The 16515-nt window shown below is 49.9% G+C and carries 13 protein-coding genes; 7 read left to right on the top strand and 6 right to left on the bottom strand.

Annotated elements, in window-relative coordinates:
* Positions 1-94: 94 nt before the first annotated feature.
* Genes gmk through recG form a run of 5 tightly spaced genes read left to right on the top strand, consistent with a single transcriptional unit; the run spans position 95 to position 5957 of the window.
* Entirely contained in the window at positions 95-718 is a 624-nt protein-coding gene (gene gmk / locus OK023_RS17110) for a guanylate kinase (protein WP_317693840.1), read from the top strand.
* A gap of 54 nt (positions 719-772) precedes the next feature.
* Positions 773-1048 (top strand): DNA-directed RNA polymerase subunit omega, encoded by a 276-nt coding sequence (gene rpoZ / locus OK023_RS17115; protein ID WP_317693841.1) that lies wholly within the window; start codon positions 773-775, stop codon positions 1046-1048.
* 18 nt (positions 1049-1066) lie between these two features.
* Positions 1067-3175, top strand: coding sequence for a bifunctional GTP diphosphokinase/guanosine-3',5'-bis pyrophosphate 3'-pyrophosphohydrolase (spoT, locus tag OK023_RS17120; protein ID WP_317693842.1), 2109 nt, complete (start codon positions 1067-1069; stop codon positions 3173-3175).
* Positions 3176-3180: 5 nt separating this feature from the next.
* Complete coding sequence (gene trmH / locus OK023_RS17125) at positions 3181-3879, top strand: tRNA (guanosine(18)-2'-O)-methyltransferase TrmH (protein ID WP_317693843.1); 699 nt, start codon at positions 3181-3183, stop codon at positions 3877-3879.
* Positions 3876-5957, top strand: a complete 2082-nt coding sequence (recG, locus tag OK023_RS17130; protein ID WP_317697792.1) for an ATP-dependent DNA helicase RecG — start codon at positions 3876-3878, stop codon at positions 5955-5957. Before trmH ends, recG begins: the two co-directional genes overlap by 4 nt.
* 46 nt (positions 5958-6003) lie before the next feature.
* On the opposite strand, the gene gltS is transcribed toward recG, so the two are convergent.
* Entirely contained in the window at positions 6004-7206 is a 1203-nt protein-coding gene (gene gltS, locus OK023_RS17135) for a sodium/glutamate symporter (RefSeq protein ID WP_317693844.1), read from the bottom strand.
* A 580-nt stretch (positions 7207-7786) separates the two neighbouring features.
* Here gltS and OK023_RS17140 point away from each other — a divergent pair.
* Positions 7787-9178 carry a uracil-xanthine permease family protein gene (locus tag OK023_RS17140; RefSeq protein ID WP_317693845.1) on the top strand — a complete coding sequence of 464 codons (1392 nt, stop codon included), beginning with the start codon at positions 7787-7789 and terminating at the stop codon, positions 9176-9178.
* A gap of 139 nt (positions 9179-9317) precedes the next feature.
* Positions 9318-10982 (top strand): AsmA family protein, encoded by a 1665-nt coding sequence (locus tag OK023_RS17145; RefSeq protein WP_317693846.1) that lies wholly within the window; start codon positions 9318-9320, stop codon positions 10980-10982.
* 76 nt (positions 10983-11058) lie between these two features.
* Here OK023_RS17145 and fabY read toward each other — a convergent pair whose 3' ends face one another.
* From fabY to typA, 5 genes are all read right to left on the bottom strand, one after another.
* Entirely contained in the window at positions 11059-11994 is a 936-nt protein-coding gene (fabY, locus tag OK023_RS17150) for a fatty acid biosynthesis protein FabY (RefSeq protein WP_317693847.1), read from the bottom strand.
* 22 nt (positions 11995-12016) lie between these two features.
* Positions 12017-12454, bottom strand: coding sequence for a D-aminoacyl-tRNA deacylase (gene dtd, locus OK023_RS17155; RefSeq protein ID WP_317693848.1), 438 nt, complete (start codon positions 12452-12454; stop codon positions 12017-12019).
* Positions 12451-13344 carry a virulence factor BrkB family protein gene (locus OK023_RS17160; protein WP_317693849.1) on the bottom strand — a complete coding sequence of 298 codons (894 nt, stop codon included), beginning with the start codon at positions 13342-13344 and terminating at the stop codon, positions 12451-12453. The genes dtd and OK023_RS17160 overlap by 4 nt, the downstream gene beginning before the upstream one ends.
* Before the next feature lie 274 nt (positions 13345-13618).
* Positions 13619-14209 (bottom strand): glucose-1-phosphatase, encoded by a 591-nt coding sequence (gene yihX / locus OK023_RS17165; RefSeq protein ID WP_317693850.1) that lies wholly within the window; start codon positions 14207-14209, stop codon positions 13619-13621.
* Positions 14210-14375: 166 nt separating this feature from the next.
* A complete protein-coding gene (gene typA / locus OK023_RS17170; RefSeq protein WP_317693851.1) occupies positions 14376-16199 on the bottom strand; it encodes a ribosome-dependent GTPase TypA in 1824 nt (607 codons plus the stop codon).
* Positions 16200-16515: the final 316 nt, after the last annotated feature.

The following is a 16515-nucleotide window of genomic DNA, read 5'->3' on the forward strand; positions in this document are numbered from 1 at the left end:
CGTAAGGATTTCTCGCCTTGCCAAGGCCCAAATTGACAAGTGAAATAGCCCTAAAGGGCAGGCTTTTAATCAATCGATATCAACGAACATCATCATGGCTCAAGGCACGCTTTATATTGTCTCAGCACCAAGTGGCGCAGGGAAATCAAGTCTGATTCAGGCTTTGTTAAAAACGCAACCGCTGTACGACACGCAGGTTTCCGTTTCACACACCACGCGCGAACGCCGCCCGGGTGAGAATCACGGTGAACATTACTTTTTCGTTTCGAAAGACGAATTCCACCGTATGATTGAGCAGGATGAGTTTCTTGAGCATGCAGAAGTCTTCAGCAACTATTACGGCACCTCACGCGCCGCAATTGAACAAGTCCTGTCGACCGGTGTTGATATCTTTCTGGATATCGATTGGCAAGGTGCTCAACAAATCCGTGCAAAGATGCCACACGCGCGCAGCATCTTCATTCTGCCACCTTCGAAGGAAGAACTTGGCCGACGCCTGCGTGGTCGTGGGCAAGATGCCGATGATGTGATCGCACGGCGTATGGCTCAAGCCGTTGCAGAAATGACGCATTACGCGGAGTATGATTATTTAATAGTAAATGATGATTTCGATCTGGCACTGTCCGATCTGAAAACCATTATTCGTGCCGAACGCTTGCGTTTGGGCCGTCAAATATTGCGGCATGATGCTTTAATCAGCAAATTATTGGCAGACTGAAGACAGTTTCAGTATTATGCCCAGTCTTTTCGTCACCTGTGGAGTAGCACAAATATGGCACGCGTAACTGTTCAAGACGCTGTAGAGAAAATTGGTAACCGTTTTGACCTGGTGTTGGTCGCTGCTCGTCGAGCTCGTCAGATCCAGACTGGTGGTAAAGACGCTCTGGTACCCGAAGAGAACGATAAGTTCACCGTTATCGCTCTACGTGAAATCGAAAAAGGCCTGATCAATAGCCAGATCCTCGATGTACGTGAGCGTCAGGAACAGCAAGAACAGGAAGCCGCAGAGATCCAAGCGGTTACTGCCATTGCTGAAGGTCGTCGTTGATTAGACAGTGAGTCTGCCTTGTACCTGTTTGAAAGCCTGAATCTGCTGATTCAACGTTACTTGCCTGAGGAGCAGATTAAGCGTCTCAAACAGGCATACCTTGTTGCACGTGATGCTCACGAGGGGCAGACGCGCTCCAGCGGTGAGCCTTATATTACTCACCCCGTCGCAGTGGCCTGTATTCTGGCAGAGATGCGTCTCGATCATGAGACACTGATGGCAGCCCTGCTGCACGACGTTATCGAAGATACCACTGCCACCTATCAGGATATGGAACAACTGTTCGGCAAAAGCGTTGCTGAACTGGTTGAAGGCGTATCCAAACTCGACAAATTAAAGTTCCAGAATAAAAAAGAAGCGCAGGCGGAAAACTTCCGCAAGATGATCATGGCGATGGTGCAAGATATCCGCGTCGTACTGATCAAATTGGCCGACCGCACACACAACATGCGAACGCTTGGTTCATTGCGCCCGGACAAACGCCGGCGTATCGCCCGTGAAACGCTGGAAATCTATAGCCCGTTGGCTCACCGTTTAGGTATTCACAATCTGAAAACCGAACTGGAAGAGTTGGGTTTTGAGGCGCTTTATCCGAACCGCTACCGCGTAATTAAAGAAGTGGTGAAATCCGCACGTGGTAACCGCAAGGAAATGATCCAGAAAATCCTCGCCGAAATCGAAGGCCGTCTGACCGAGGCTGGTATCCCTTGCCGCGTCAGTGGGCGAGAAAAACACCTCTATTCTATCTATTGCAAAATGCATCTGAAAGAACAGCGTTTCCATTCCATTATGGATATTTACGCGTTCAGAGTCGTTGTGAAAGAAGTCGACACCTGCTATCGGGTGTTGGGCCAGGCACACAGCCTCTATAAACCGCGCCCAGGCCGCTTCAAAGATTATATTGCCATTCCAAAGGCCAACGGTTACCAATCGCTGCATACTTCGCTGATTGGTCCACATGGCGTACCCGTTGAAGTGCAGATCCGTACCGATGATATGGATCAGATGGCAGAAATGGGGGTTGCTGCACACTGGGCCTATAAGGAACAGGGGGAAACACCCGGTACTACCGCACAAATTCGCGCACAGCGGTGGATGCAAAGCCTGCTTGAATTGCAACAAAGCGCGGGCAGTTCATTTGAATTTATCGAAAGTGTGAAATCCGATCTGTTCCCGGATGAGATTTACGTTTTCACACCAGAAGGTCGTATTGTTGAGCTGCCGGCAGGCGCAACCCCTGTCGACTTTGCCTATGCGGTACATACCGATATCGGTCATGCCTGCGTCGGTGCACGTGTTGATCGCCAACCTTATCCTTTGTCGCAGGCCCTGCACAGTGGTCAAACGGTAGAGATCATCACCGCCCCAGGTGCGCGGCCAAATGCAGCCTGGTTGAATTTTGTTGTGAGCTCGAAGGCCCGCGCAAAAATACGCCAGATGCTGAAAAACCTTAAGCGCGACGACTCCGTCAGCTTGGGCCGCCGGTTGCTCAACCATGCACTCGGTGGTAGCCGCAAACTTTCCGAAGTTCCAAAAGAAAACATTCAGCACGAGCTGGAACGCATGAAATTGGCCACTCTGGACGATCTGCTGGCAGAAATTGGCCTCGGTAACGCCATGAGTGTTGTAGTGGCGAAGAACCTGCAGGGTGACAAGTCAAGCCTGGGAGCTTCCTCTGGCACGCACCATCTGGCGATCAAAGGTGCTGATGGTGTTCTTATTACTTTCGCCAAATGCTGCCGCCCAATTCCCGGTGATCCAATCATTGCCCATGTCAGTCCAGGTAAAGGGCTGGTGATCCACCATGAGTCCTGTCGTAATATACGCGGCTATCAGAAAGAACCTGAAAAATTCATGGCGGTAGAATGGGATATGGAAACTGAACAGGAATTCATTGCGGAAATCAAAGTAGATATGTTCAACCATCAAGGGGTGCTGGCCAGCCTTACGGCAGCTATAAATGCAGCAGAATCAAATATTCAAAGTCTGAATACCGAAGAGAAAGATGGTCGGGTCTACTGCGCCTTTATTCGTTTAACCACCCGCGATCGCATCCATTTGGCAAATATCATGCGTAAAATCCGTATTATGCCGGATGTGATTAAAGTTCACCGAAACCGAAATTAGCGCTTATGAGCCCTGAACGCTATGCGCGGATTTGTGAAATGCTGACGACACGGCAGCCCGACCTGACGGTCTGCCTTGAGCAGGTGAACAAACCGCATAACGTCTCCGCTATTATTCGCACTGCCGACGCCGTTGGCGTGCATCAGGTCCACGCGGTGTGGCCATCCACACGGATGCGTACGCAAGTTGCCTCAGCCGCGGGCAGTAACAGCTGGGTAAATGTAAAAACGCATCGTACCATTGTCGATGCGGTCGCCCACCTCAAAGCTCAGGGCATGCAAATCCTGGCAACTCACCTTTCTACACGCGCCGTCGATTTCCGTGAAATAGACTATACCCGCCCCACATGTATCCTATTGGGGCAGGAAAAAACAGGTATTACCGAAGAAGCCTTGGGCCTGGCCGATAGAGATATCATTATTCCGATGATCGGTATGGTGCAATCGCTCAATGTTTCTGTCGCCTCAGCACTTATTCTGTATGAAGCACAACGCCAGCGGCAAAATGCAGACATGTATCGCCGTGAATACAGCGCGTTGGATGTAGAAGAACAGCAACGTCTGCTGTTTGAAGGCGGTTATCCGGTGTTGGCCAACGTGGCCAAACGCAAAAGGTTGCCGCGCCCACACATTGACGAACAAGGCCAAGTGGTCGCCGATGCCGAATGGTGGGCAACCATGCAGGCGACAACGGCACACCGATGAAAGGCCGTTTACTGGATGCCGTCTCACTAACGACGCTCTCCGGGGTTGGGGCCAGCCAGGCGGCAAAACTGGCTAAAATCGGTTTGAGCACCATTCAGGATTTGCTGCTACACCTCCCTCTGCGTTATGAAGACCGTACTCGTTTGTACCTGATTAACGATCTGCTACCTGGCATTTTTGCTACGGTTGAAGGTGAGGTTTTGCGCACCGATATCAGTTTTGGTCGTCGCCGTATGCTGACCAGCCAGATCAGCGATGGCACCGGCATCCTGACCATGCGCTTCTTCAACTTCAATGCAGCAATGAAGAATAGCCTGGCTACTGGTCGCCGTGTAACCGCCTATGGTGAAGTCAAACGTGGTACCCATGGTGCAGAAATCATTCACCCGGAATATCGTATTCAGGGTGAGAACAGTGACATGGCGCTACAGGAAGCCTTAACGCCTGTTTATTCCACCACTGAAGGAGTGCGGCAAGCTACGCTACGTAAGTTGACCGATCAGGCACTAACCCTTCTGGATAGCAGTGCTATTGCCGAACTATTGCCACCAGAGTTAAGCGGTGGTTTGATGAGCCTATCGCAGGCTTTGCATACTCTGCACCGCCCACCACCTGATATCCAACTGGCTGATTTGGAACAGGGTAAACATCCTGCACAAAAACGTCTTATCCTTGAAGAGTTACTGGCACACAACCTCAGTATGCTAGCAGTTCGTGCCGGGGCACAAAGTCACAAAGCGTTACCGTTACTACCAGATCATAAGCTGAGAACCCGTTTCCTCTCTCAACTCCCGTTTGCCCCCACTGCAGCACAATATCGCGTAGTGGCAGAGATTGAAGCCGATATGCAAAAAGGCTTCCCAATGATGCGTCTGGTTCAGGGCGACGTGGGTTCAGGTAAAACGTTAGTTGCAGCAATGGCAGCTTTGCAAGCCATTGCTCATGGTAAACAGGTAGCACTAATGGCACCAACCGAACTGCTAGCTGAACAACATGCCAATAACTTCCGGCAATGGTTTGAACCTCTGGGTTTAGAGGTAGGCTGGCTGGCTGGAAAGCAAAAAGGTAAAGCGCGAATCGCACAGCAGGAAGCGATTGCCAGCGGTCAAGTCTCCATGGTGGTGGGAACGCATGCCATGTTTCAGGAGCAAGTGCTGTTTAGCAACCTCGCACTGGTGATCATTGATGAACAGCACCGTTTTGGCGTGCACCAACGGCTAGCATTATGGGAAAAAGGTGAAGAACAAGGATTCCATGCGCATCAGTTGATCATGACTGCCACTCCCATCCCACGCACACTGGCAATGACTTCCTACGCCGATCTCGACACCTCCGTCATTGATGAACTGCCCCCGGGGCGCACCCCCGTGACTACCGTTGCTATTCCCGATACGCGCCGTGCCGATATCATTAAGCGAGTAAAAAGTGCTTGTCTTGAAGAAAACCGGCAGGCTTATTGGGTGTGTACGCTGATTGAAGAATCCGATTTACTGGAAGCTCAGGCAGCTGAAGCAACTTGGGAAGAGTTAAAAATCGCCCTACCAGAGCTGAAAGTTGGATTGGTTCATGGGCGCATGAAGGCCCAAGAGAAACAGGCCATCATGCAAGCATTCAAACAGGGAGAGCTGCAATTACTGGTAGCCACAACCGTAATTGAAGTGGGTGTCGATGTGCCGAATGCTAGCTTGATGATTATCGAAAACCCTGAGCGTTTAGGACTGGCGCAGTTGCACCAGCTGCGTGGCCGGGTTGGTCGTGGTGCCATAGCCTCACACTGCGTATTGCTCTATAAAACACCACTGAGCAAAACCGCACAAAAACGCCTACAAGTACTTAGGGACAGTAACGATGGCTTCGTTATTGCTCAGAAAGATTTAGAAATCCGTGGGCCGGGTGAGTTATTGGGTACCCGCCAAACCGGTAGCGTAGAGTTCAAAGTGGCCGATTTATTGCGCGATCAGTCGATGATCCCCGAAGTTCAGCGCGTGGCACGCCATATACACCAGCATTACCCACAGCATGCACATGCCCTGATCGAGCGCTGGATGCCGGAAACAACCCGCTACTCCAACGCCTGAACCTGCAACCCTCCCGCTCGGCGAGCTGCAGGATCTCCCATGCAAATCAGCCAAACATTGGTAGCAACAGATACAGCTTAATTACAATCGCATTGGCGATATCGATAAAGAATGCACCAACCATTGGCACAACAAGGAAAGCCAAGTGGGAAGGGCCGAAACGATCGGTAATCGCCTGCATGTTAGCAATAGCTGTAGGTGTTGCCCCCATCCCAAAACCACAATGCCCGGCCGCCAGCACGGCGGCATCATAATTTTTGCCCATGACGCGGTAAGTCACAAAAATCGCATACAGTGCCATCACCAAAGTCTGAACGGCTAGAATAGCCAGCATCGGCAGTGCCAGAGAAGCCAGTTCCCACAGGCGCAGACTCATTAATGCCATCGCCAGAAACAGCGAGAGACTGACATTACCCAACACCGAAACCGCACGTTCAAAAACGGTGTAGAAACCGGTAGCCGACAGCGAATTGCTAAGGATCACTCCCACAAACAGCACGCAAACGAAAATAGGTAATTCAAACACACTACCTTTCAATAATTCGGCAATAAATTGGCCAACACTCAGGCAAATAGCGATCATGGCAATGGTTTCCACCATAACCAATGAGGTAATCAGACGGCCACTTTCCGGCTTTTCAAAACCACTCGGCTGTACACTGTCGTCCGGCCTCCCTTCAGGGGTTGAGGAATGTTTCACCAAATAGCGTGCAACCGGGCCACCAATGAGCCCCCCTAGAACCAGACCAAAAGTAGCGCAGGCTATTGCGACTTCTGTCGCATTCTCAAAACCATAACGCTCAATAAACACTTTGCTCCAAGCAGCGCCTGTACCATGACCACCAGAAAGCGTGATCGAGCCTGCGATCAACCCCATTAGAGGGTCCAGACCCAGCATTTTCGCCATGGCAACACCAATACCGTTTTGCACCACCAGCAGCCCAAGCACCACAAACAGGAATATAAACAGTGCCTTCCCTCCTGCACGCAAACGCGCCAGATTGGCATTCAGACCGATAGTGGCAAAAAAAGCCAACATTAGGGGATCTCTGAGCGACATATCGAAGCTGATTTCCCAGTTAATGGTTTTTTTCAGTAGTAGTAGCAGCAATGCTACGAGCAGTCCCCCGGCAACGGGAGCGGGAATAGTATATTTTCTCAGAAAAGGAATGGTGCGGATACCTTTGTTTCCAATCAGCAAAACCAGCGTGGCTGCAACTAAAGTGCCATAAGTATCGAGATGGAACATCTCAATTACCCCATTTTAGAATCAATATGTGATTAATTATAAACCATAAATCTAATCAGACTTTTAGCTAACCCACATAAGAGTACAAAGGGTGGGATTCACCCCGGCCACCAGGCTGTGTCCCTCAATTGCCCGTGGTGCCGTCGCAGACCCACAAGCCCGTTATCAAGGTGGGGGGGAAGGGCAGAGTTGCCATCTGTTCAAACCCGAAACACAGAGAACAGGCTTCTGGGACGCGCCCCTTCGGGCTGGGGCCATTGAGGGGCACTGCCTAGCAAAACTCAGATACAGTAAAGAGATATACTCGTCATACTTCAAGTTGCTTGGGTGTTGACTACCTCCGTTCACCCCAGTCACTTACCTGAGTAAGCTCCTGGGGCTTCGCTCAGTTGCCACCTACAAGCAACTCGAATTATTTTGGGTATAGATATTAATCTAACCTACTACTCATAATAATTAAAAATGCAAAAACCGTGGTATTTGTCAGATTGTCTGCGGTAAACACATTAATGCGCAACCGTTTGCTTTTGTGAGATGGATCATTAAAATGCCTTCTTTGCCGTTTAGGGAATGCTACACCATGTCCACTCAATCCGCAGAGCTCGATGCCACACCAAAGGCATCAGTAACGAGCCAAAATGCCAGTGACCTGATTTATCGTCTGGAAGACCGCCCACCGCTGCCGCAAACGCTGTTTGCCGCTAGTCAGCACCTGTTGGCAATGTTCGTCGCCGTGATCACCCCGGCACTGCTGATTTGCCAAGCATTAGGTTTATCCGCGCAAGATACGCAGCACATCATTAGTATGTCGTTGTTTGCTTCCGGCCTAGCTTCCATTCTACAAATCAAGACCTGGGGGCCGGTAGGCTCAGGGTTGTTATCTATTCAGGGAACCAGCTTCAACTTTGTTTCTCCTTTGATTATGGGCGGATTGGCATTGAAGAACGGGGGCGCAGACGTACCAACCATGATGGCTGCGCTGTTTGGGACACTGATGGTAGCGTCTTGTACCGAAATTCTGCTGTCACGTGTACTTCATCTGGCACGCCGTATTATCACTCCACTGGTCTCAGGTATTGTGGTGATGATCATTGGCCTGTCTTTGATACAAGTAGGATTAACCTCTATTGGTGGCGGCTATGCAGCCATGAACGACCATACTTTCGGCGCGCCCAAGAATCTGTTGCTGGCAGGTGCTGTGCTGGTCGTTATTATTTTACTTAACCGCCAACGCAACCCATACCTACGCGTTGCATCGCTAGTCATTGCTATGGCCGTGGGTTATCTGCTGGCTTGGGCAACGGGCATGCTGCCGGAAACACAGCCAATCTCCCAGAGTGCGATTACTCTTCCTACACCGCTGTATTATGGTTTGGGTTTCGATTGGAACCTGCTGCTGCCACTCATGTTGATATTTATGGTGACCTCATTGGAAACCATTGGAGATATCACTGCCACCTCCGACGTATCTGAACAACCCGTCAGTGGCCCTCTGTATATGAACCGTCTCAAGGGTGGTGTACTGGCGAATGGTTTGAACTCAATGCTATCTGCCGTGTTCAATACCTTCCCGAACTCCTGTTTCGGCCAAAACAACGGTGTGATCCAACTGACAGGTGTCGCCAGCCGATACGTGGGTTTTGTCGTCGCTCTTATGCTGATCGTGCTGGGGTTGTTCCCGGCAGTCGCCGGTTTTGTACAACATATCCCTGAACCCGTACTGGGTGGGGCGACTATCGTCATGTTTGGTACCATCGCCGCTTCCGGCGTGCGTATCATTTCGCGCGAACCATTGAACCGCCGAGCGATCATGATCATGGCACTTTCGCTGGCTGTGGGTATGGGGGTCTCCCAACAACCCTTGATCCTACAGTTCGCTCCTGACTGGTTGAAAACCCTGCTTTCTTCGGGTATTGCTGCGGGTGGTATCACCGCTATTGTACTGAACCTACTTTTCCCACCAGAGAAATAAGCTTTTCAATTTGAGTGCTACAGGCCGATAGCAAACCGCCATCGGCCTTTTTTATTGCCTTTCAGGCTATTGCACTTGAGCTGGCTGGCTAATTGCGGCATAAAAAGGGTATCTTTTCTGACCGCCATGGATTAACACGATGAGATTTATCAGAAAACTACTTCTAACTTTGCTGCTGCTGATAGTCTTTGCTGTCGTGCTGTCCTACTTTTTGGGACAAACTCGTTGGGCAGCCAGTTGGCTAAGCCGCTGGATCAGTGCTAACAGTGAATACCATCTGTCGGTAGAAAAAATCTCTCACTCATGGAGTAATCCTGGCCAAATAAGCTTGGAGGGTGTTGCCTTCTCACCGGCCAAACAACCGCAAATGTTGGCCGCCAAGGAGGTTGACTTGGTATTTAGCCTGCGCCAGATCACTGAACCTCATTATTTTGACAGTATCACGTTGCGCGATGGCACCCTCAATACTCAAACCAAACGGGATATGCCTCTCCCGATACGAGCAGATGTTCTGCAGTTAAGCAATATGGTTCTGCAATCCAGTGATGAAACATGGCAACTGGATGCCAAGAAAGTGAAAGCCGGTATTACTCCATGGCTGCCTCAAGCCGGTCATTTGCTTGGTGAAAACAACAGGTTCCAATTCAGTGCAGGTTCTCTAACGTTGAACGGCATTCAGGCCTCACAAGTGCTAGTTCAGGGTGAAATCAAACAGAATCAACTGATATTGAGTGACTTCGGTGCCGACCTCGCTCACGGTGCGCTGACTGGAGTAGCCAGCAGAGCGGCTGATGGTAGCTGGTTGGTGGAACGACTGCGTTTAAATAATGTTCGTCTACAAATCCCCCTAACAATAGAGGAATTCTGGTCTCGTATCAGAACATTACCGCCGATCACAGTAAAACGCTTCGATCTGATCGATGCCCGCTTGGAAGGAAACCGCTGGGCTGTTAACGATCTTGATTTGTCGCTGCAAAATGTCAGGTTGCAACAAGGTGATTGGAGTAGCGAAGAAGGGGAGCTGAACTTCAATGCTGCCGACATCATCAAGGGTAATTTTCATCTGATCGATCCGATAGCGAATATGCGGCTTTCACCAGCCGGTATCGCTATTCAACAATTCTCTACCCGTTGGGAAGGTGGGCTTTTGCGTGCCACCGGTCGTTGGTCACGCGCCGATAAACGCTTGCAACTGGATGAGGTGGCCGTTGCTGGGCTGGAGTATACGTTACCCGTCAATTGGCGTGCACTATGGCTGAAACCGCTACCAAACTGGCTGGCAGAGGTCTATGTCAGCAAGATGACCACCAACCGTAATCTGATTATTGATATTAACCCGAACTTTCCTTTCCAAATCACTGCGCTAGACGGTTATGGCAGTAACCTGCTGTTGGCAAAAGACCATCAATGGGGCATCTGGTCTGGTTCACTGAAACTCAACGGTAACGATGCGACCTTAAATAAGGTCGATATGCGCCGCCCTTCTCTGGCATTAAAAGCGGACTCGCAGCAAATCAACATCACCGAATTGAGCGCCTTTATGCCAGATGGCCTATTGGATGCCAAAGTGGATATCAACCAACAACCAGGAAAACCGTTCACACTCTCACTGAATGGTCGTTCAGTACCATTAAATACCCTCCAGCAGTGGGGTTGGCAGCATGTCCCACTGGAGGGGGATGGTAATCTGCAATTACAACTGAAAGGGTTGCTAAACGGTGATAGGCCATTCAAAAATGAATTACAAGGGCACCTGCAGGCTACCAGCAAAGAAGGACAAACTCTGGAGCAACAATTACCATAAGTGAAAAGGGTTCGGTACCCCGAACCCCTCTTTAGGCTGGACTAATGGGCACCATCGACAGCCAATTGGCTAAGGTTCATTTTGACTCATTCTGATCTAACAGTTCTTCCGGCTTGACAGGTAGCACCATAAAAGTGCCCTCAAACACCGCGCCTTTGTCATCATCACCAAATAAATCGACTTCCGCCTGCACTCGGGCACGGCGACCACGAGCCAAACGGGCAAGGTCGCCACTGAGCGAACCGAGATCGGCCACCGCACGTGGGCGGCCAGTGATAGGTTTACTGTAACGGATATGCGCATCCGCTAAAATAATGGTTCCTCCAAGATGGCGTTCACGCAGCAACAACCAGATCAACCCCCACGCAGTTAACGTTGCCAATGAAAACAGGCTACCGGCAAACAGCGTATGGTGCAGATTCTGGTTGCCAATCTCCGGCATGGTGGTCACAAAGCGTTGCCCCGTATACTGACTTATACGCACACCCATTTTTTCGCTGAGTGGAATATGCTCGTACCAAGCTTGCTGTAACTGCCCACACCAGTCAGGGCGATGGAGGATATCGTCCAGCGTAGCAACAGGTTTAATCATCAGGTAATGACGGATCGGGGTAGTTTGCGGCGCGGTAATCTCGCCTTGATTGATAAAGCCCAGTTTGGCAAAGAAATCCACCGCATCTTCACGTGCACTACAGACAACCCGCTTAACGCCTTCCTGACGCGCTACCGATTCCAGTGTCATCGCGACCAACGTACCCAAGCCTTTATCTTGCACCGCAGGATCAACCGCCATAAAGCGTATAGCCGCTTCGTTATCTGCGTTAATATACAAGCGACCAATCGCCACAATGCGGCCATGCTCGTCGACAACCATTTGATGGTGTGCCATGGCATCATAAGCATCTTTTTCCGATCCCACAGGCTGGTGCAATGGCTTACGAAGCATCTCCCAGCGAAACTGGTAATAATCTTTCAGCTCTTGCTCTGTAACGGGTACTCTCAGGTGATACATAGACACCTTCTCTCTCGTTAACTTAAACTTGAAGCCAGAACGTTACCGGCCCGTCATTTACCAGCGCTACTTTCATATCGGCAGCGAATTCGCCGGTCTGTGTTTCAATACCGCGCTCACGGCACTGACCTACAAAATAACGGTACAATCTTTCAGCCTCTTGCGGCAAAGCACCGCGCGAAAAACTTGGCCGCATGCCCTTTTGAGTGTCAGCAACCAGGGTAAACTGTGATACCACCAGCACGCTGCCACCAGCCTGCTGTACGTTCAGGTTCATTTTGTCATTCTCATCGCCGAAAATGCGGTAACCAAGTACCCGCTCACACAAACGCTCGGCTTTCTGTTCATTATCATCTTGCTCCACCCCCAATAACACCAACAAACCTGGCCCAATCTTGCCTATCGTCTCACCTTCAACCACAACGCTGGCACTTAATACCCGCTGAATTAACGCAATCATAAAGACCCTTCCTGCTCCTGTTTTTGCTGTTGTTCTGCTTTTTGTTGCCGATGAAGACGATATTCCCCCAACGTGACGGTGATTTCAGCACCGAGTAATACGATACACCAGCTCCAATAGACCCATAGAAATAAAATCGGAAGCACCGCCAGTACTCCATAGATCAGTTGATAAGATGGAAACATGGTGACATACAGCGCAAACCCTTTTTTACCCAGCTCGAATAGTACCCCGGCAACCAAGGCACCAACTAACGCGTCTTTCGCTGGCACGCGTACCGTTGGCACCACGCTGTACAACAGCCAGAAAGATACCCATGACAACATGAGCGGAAAAATGCGTAGTGCATCATCAAGCAGGCTGTTAACCCCCGTTTGCGTAAACCAGTTAAGCGATAACAGATAAGAGCTGATAGCCATGCTGGCACCCACTAACAACGGGCCCAAGGTTAATACCATCCAGTAAACAGCAAAGGAAAAAACGATTGGGCGCTGGTTTTTACTACGCCAAATGGTATTCAGCACAGTATCAACTGAAGAGATCAGCAACAGTGCAGTGACAATCAAGCCGCAGGTACCGACGGCGGTCATTCTGTTGGAATTGGCAACAAACTGTTCCAAGTAGCGTTGGATCACATTGCCAGTAGCGGGCATAAAGTTTGAGAAAATAAAGCTTTTCAACTGGATGCTGATATCTGTAAACACAGGAAAAGCAGCAAAAAGAGCAAATACCACGGTGATCAGTGGTACCAGAGAAAGTAGGGAAACGTATGCTAGATGGCCCGCCAGCATGGTCAAACCGTCGCTATCAATACGTTTAATCAGCAATCGCCCAAAGGTCATTCCGGGCTTGATCATCGATGGTAGCTTCTTTCGGCGGAAAAACAACATATCCACTCCTGATGTCAGTCTCTACCCTGGTGATATCAAATTGTAGCGCTGTTGGCCACAGTTGAAAAAAGCCGGGTATATCTGCTCTAAATAACTCGAATTGCATAAAGGCAACAAGACAGTGACAAATCTGTCGGGAACAGATTTGAACGCCGCTTACAGCGGCCCCGAAAGGCGAGGCCTACAGATGAGCCAAGTAACTGGGTACAACCAACGCACAGACAACTTAAAGGAAGTATGACAAGTTACACGCCTTAAGCTTAACGCACCGCTATTATTGAGCAAAGTAGGCCGGGATAACCTGACGATCGGAAACCAGCACCGCGTTGATCCCTAACGCTTCGGCAGCAGCCACATTAGCCGCCACGTCGTCAAAAAAGACGGCCTGCTCAGCAGATATACCTTCTGCGTTTAACACGTGCTGATAAATATTGGCGTCGGGTTTGCGCATACCGATATCTTGTGACAAATACATATGATCCGCAGCCTCAGCGACCTGTGGATAGTGCTGTGGCCAGTAATTGCAGTGCAGTCTATTGGTATTCGATAGCACCACGACACGATGCCCTTCACTGCGTAAACGATGCATAATGGCGATCACTTCAGGACGCAGAGCAACAAATATCGCCTGCCAGCCAGTAGCGAACTGCTCGAAACTGAGCGCAATTCCCATTTCATCGCACAACTTTTCGGCAAACGTTTCATCACTGATTTCACCGCGCTCATGCTGCTGGAATACTTCCCCCATACTGAAACGCTCGGACAAAATCGCCAGCGGTGTACCGCTAAGGTTACTCCATACACCGAGTACACGTTTGAAATCGATATCGACAATCACATTACCTAAATCAAAGATATACAGCATAGTCATCTCCTGATGAGCTGGTGATATTTTACTGTAACGGGAAATGGTGAAACTGAACAGGGAGCAAAGTGAAAAGCGCACAGCACGCCGCAGAAATAGGGAAAGGCAGAGGAAAAAACTCAGGGCGCAGCTACGCGCCCTAAGCATTGCGGGTCAAATCAGCTGGTTAAGCTTCTTTAGGGCCGCGGTTTGCACGCTTACGATCGTTTTCCGTCAAATGACGCTTACGGATACGGATCGAGGTTGGTGTGACTTCGACCAATTCGTCATCATCGATGAATTCCAGAGCCTGCTCCAGAGACATCTTGATGGCCGGGACCAAGGTTGTCGCTTCATCTGTACCAGAAGCACGCATGTTGGTTAGCTTCTTGCCAGTCAGGCAGTTCACTGTCAGGTCGTTAGAGCGTGTGTGGATACCGATGATCTGGCCTTCATACACTTCTGCACCGTGGCCCAAGAACAGCTTGCCGCGATCTTGCAGGCCAAACAGAGCGAACGCCACTGCTTTACCCTGACCGTTTGAGATCAGCACGCCGTTCTGACGCTGGCCCACTTCACCTGGACGCACATCGTCGTAGTGACTGAAAGTAGAATACAGCAAACCCGTACCTGAGGTCATGGTCATGAACTCGTTACGGAAGCCGATTAAACCGCGGCTTGGGATCACATAGTCAAGACGTACACGGCCTTTACCATCTGGGTCCATGTTTTTCAGATCGGCTTTACGTTCACCCATCGCCTGCATCACGGAACCTTGATGCTGTTCTTCAATATCGAGCGTGACGTTTTCGAACGGCTCTTGCTTGCGGCCATCGATTTCACGGAAGATAACTTTAGGGCGGGAAACCGCCAGTTCAAAACCTTCACGACGCATGTTTTCGATCAGAACAGATAAGTGAAGTTCACCACGACCTGAAACGCGGAACGCATCAGCGTCTTCTGTTTCTTCGACGCGCAATGCTACGTTATGTACCAACTCTTTATTCAGGCGCTCAAGGATCTGACGTGAAGTCACGTACTTGCCTTCTTTACCACAGAAAGGAGAGGTATTGACGTTAAAGAACATGCTTACTGTTGGTTCATCAACCGACAGTGCTGGCAATGCTTCTACCGCGCTGACATCACAAATAGTATCAGAGATGTTCAACTCACCTAGGCCGGTGATAGCAATGATGTCACCCGCTTCAGCAACAGCGGCTTCAATACGTTCCAGACCCATATGAGTCAGCACTTTACCCACTTTACCGTTACGGGTTTTGCCTTCGCTGTCAACCACAGTAACCTGCTGGTTGGGCTTGACCTTACCGCGTTTGATACGGCCGATACCGATAACACCAACGTAGTTATTGTAATCCAGTTGAGAGATCTGCATCTGGAATGGGGCATCCAGTTCAACCTTCGGTGCCGATACGTGATCAACGATAGCTTGGTATAGCGGAGTCATATCTTCAGACATATCGTTATGGTCAGTACCCGCGATCCCCATCAATGCAGAAGCATAGATGATTGGGAAATCGAGTTGTTCGTCGGTAGCATCCAGATTAACGAACAGATCAAAGACCTGGTCAACAACCCAATCAGGACGTGCACCGGGGCGGTCAACCTTGTTGATGACTACGATCGGTTTGAGACCATTAGCAAACGCTTTCTTGGTCACGAAACGAGTTTGCGGCATTGGGCCGTCCATTGCATCCACAACCAGCAGTACCGAGTCAACCATTGACATCACACGCTCAACTTCACCGCCGAAGTCGGCGTGCCCTGGAGTATCTACGATGTTGATACGGTAGTCTTTCCAATTAATGGCGGTGTTTTTTGCGAGGATGGTAATCCCACGCTCTCTCTCCAAATCGTTGGAGTCCATTACGCGTTCTGCTGCTTCTGTACGTTCTCCGAAAGTACCGGACTGTTGCAGCAACTTGTCAACCAGGGTGGTCTTACCATGGTCAACGTGGGCAATAATGGCGATGTTACGCAAATTTTCGATCACAGCTTTGCCTCAGGCATTAGAAATAGCGCGCTATTGTACACGTATTAAGCGAGGGACTAAACAAGATCACAACAGTCTCTTATAAACAACCGTATATAGGCCAGTTTGTGATCCTTTTCACGGTGAAAAAAACAGCAATCGAAGGACTTTTGCACTACACCAGTGCCCCATATCGCTTTATTTGCACCACAATAATGCATTGCATCCCTAATGGTGCATACTACTTCAGGAGCAAAACCCGCGCAGATAGACGATTAATCGCTTTTAAAAAAGTTGGCATAGTTTTCGCTTTAGTCTGCAAAAGGCGAAAGATGCC

Origin of the sequence: Serratia sp. UGAL515B_01, from assembly GCF_033095805.1 — a bacterium.
In the GTDB taxonomy this organism is placed as follows: Bacteria; Pseudomonadota; Gammaproteobacteria; order Enterobacterales; family Enterobacteriaceae; genus Chania.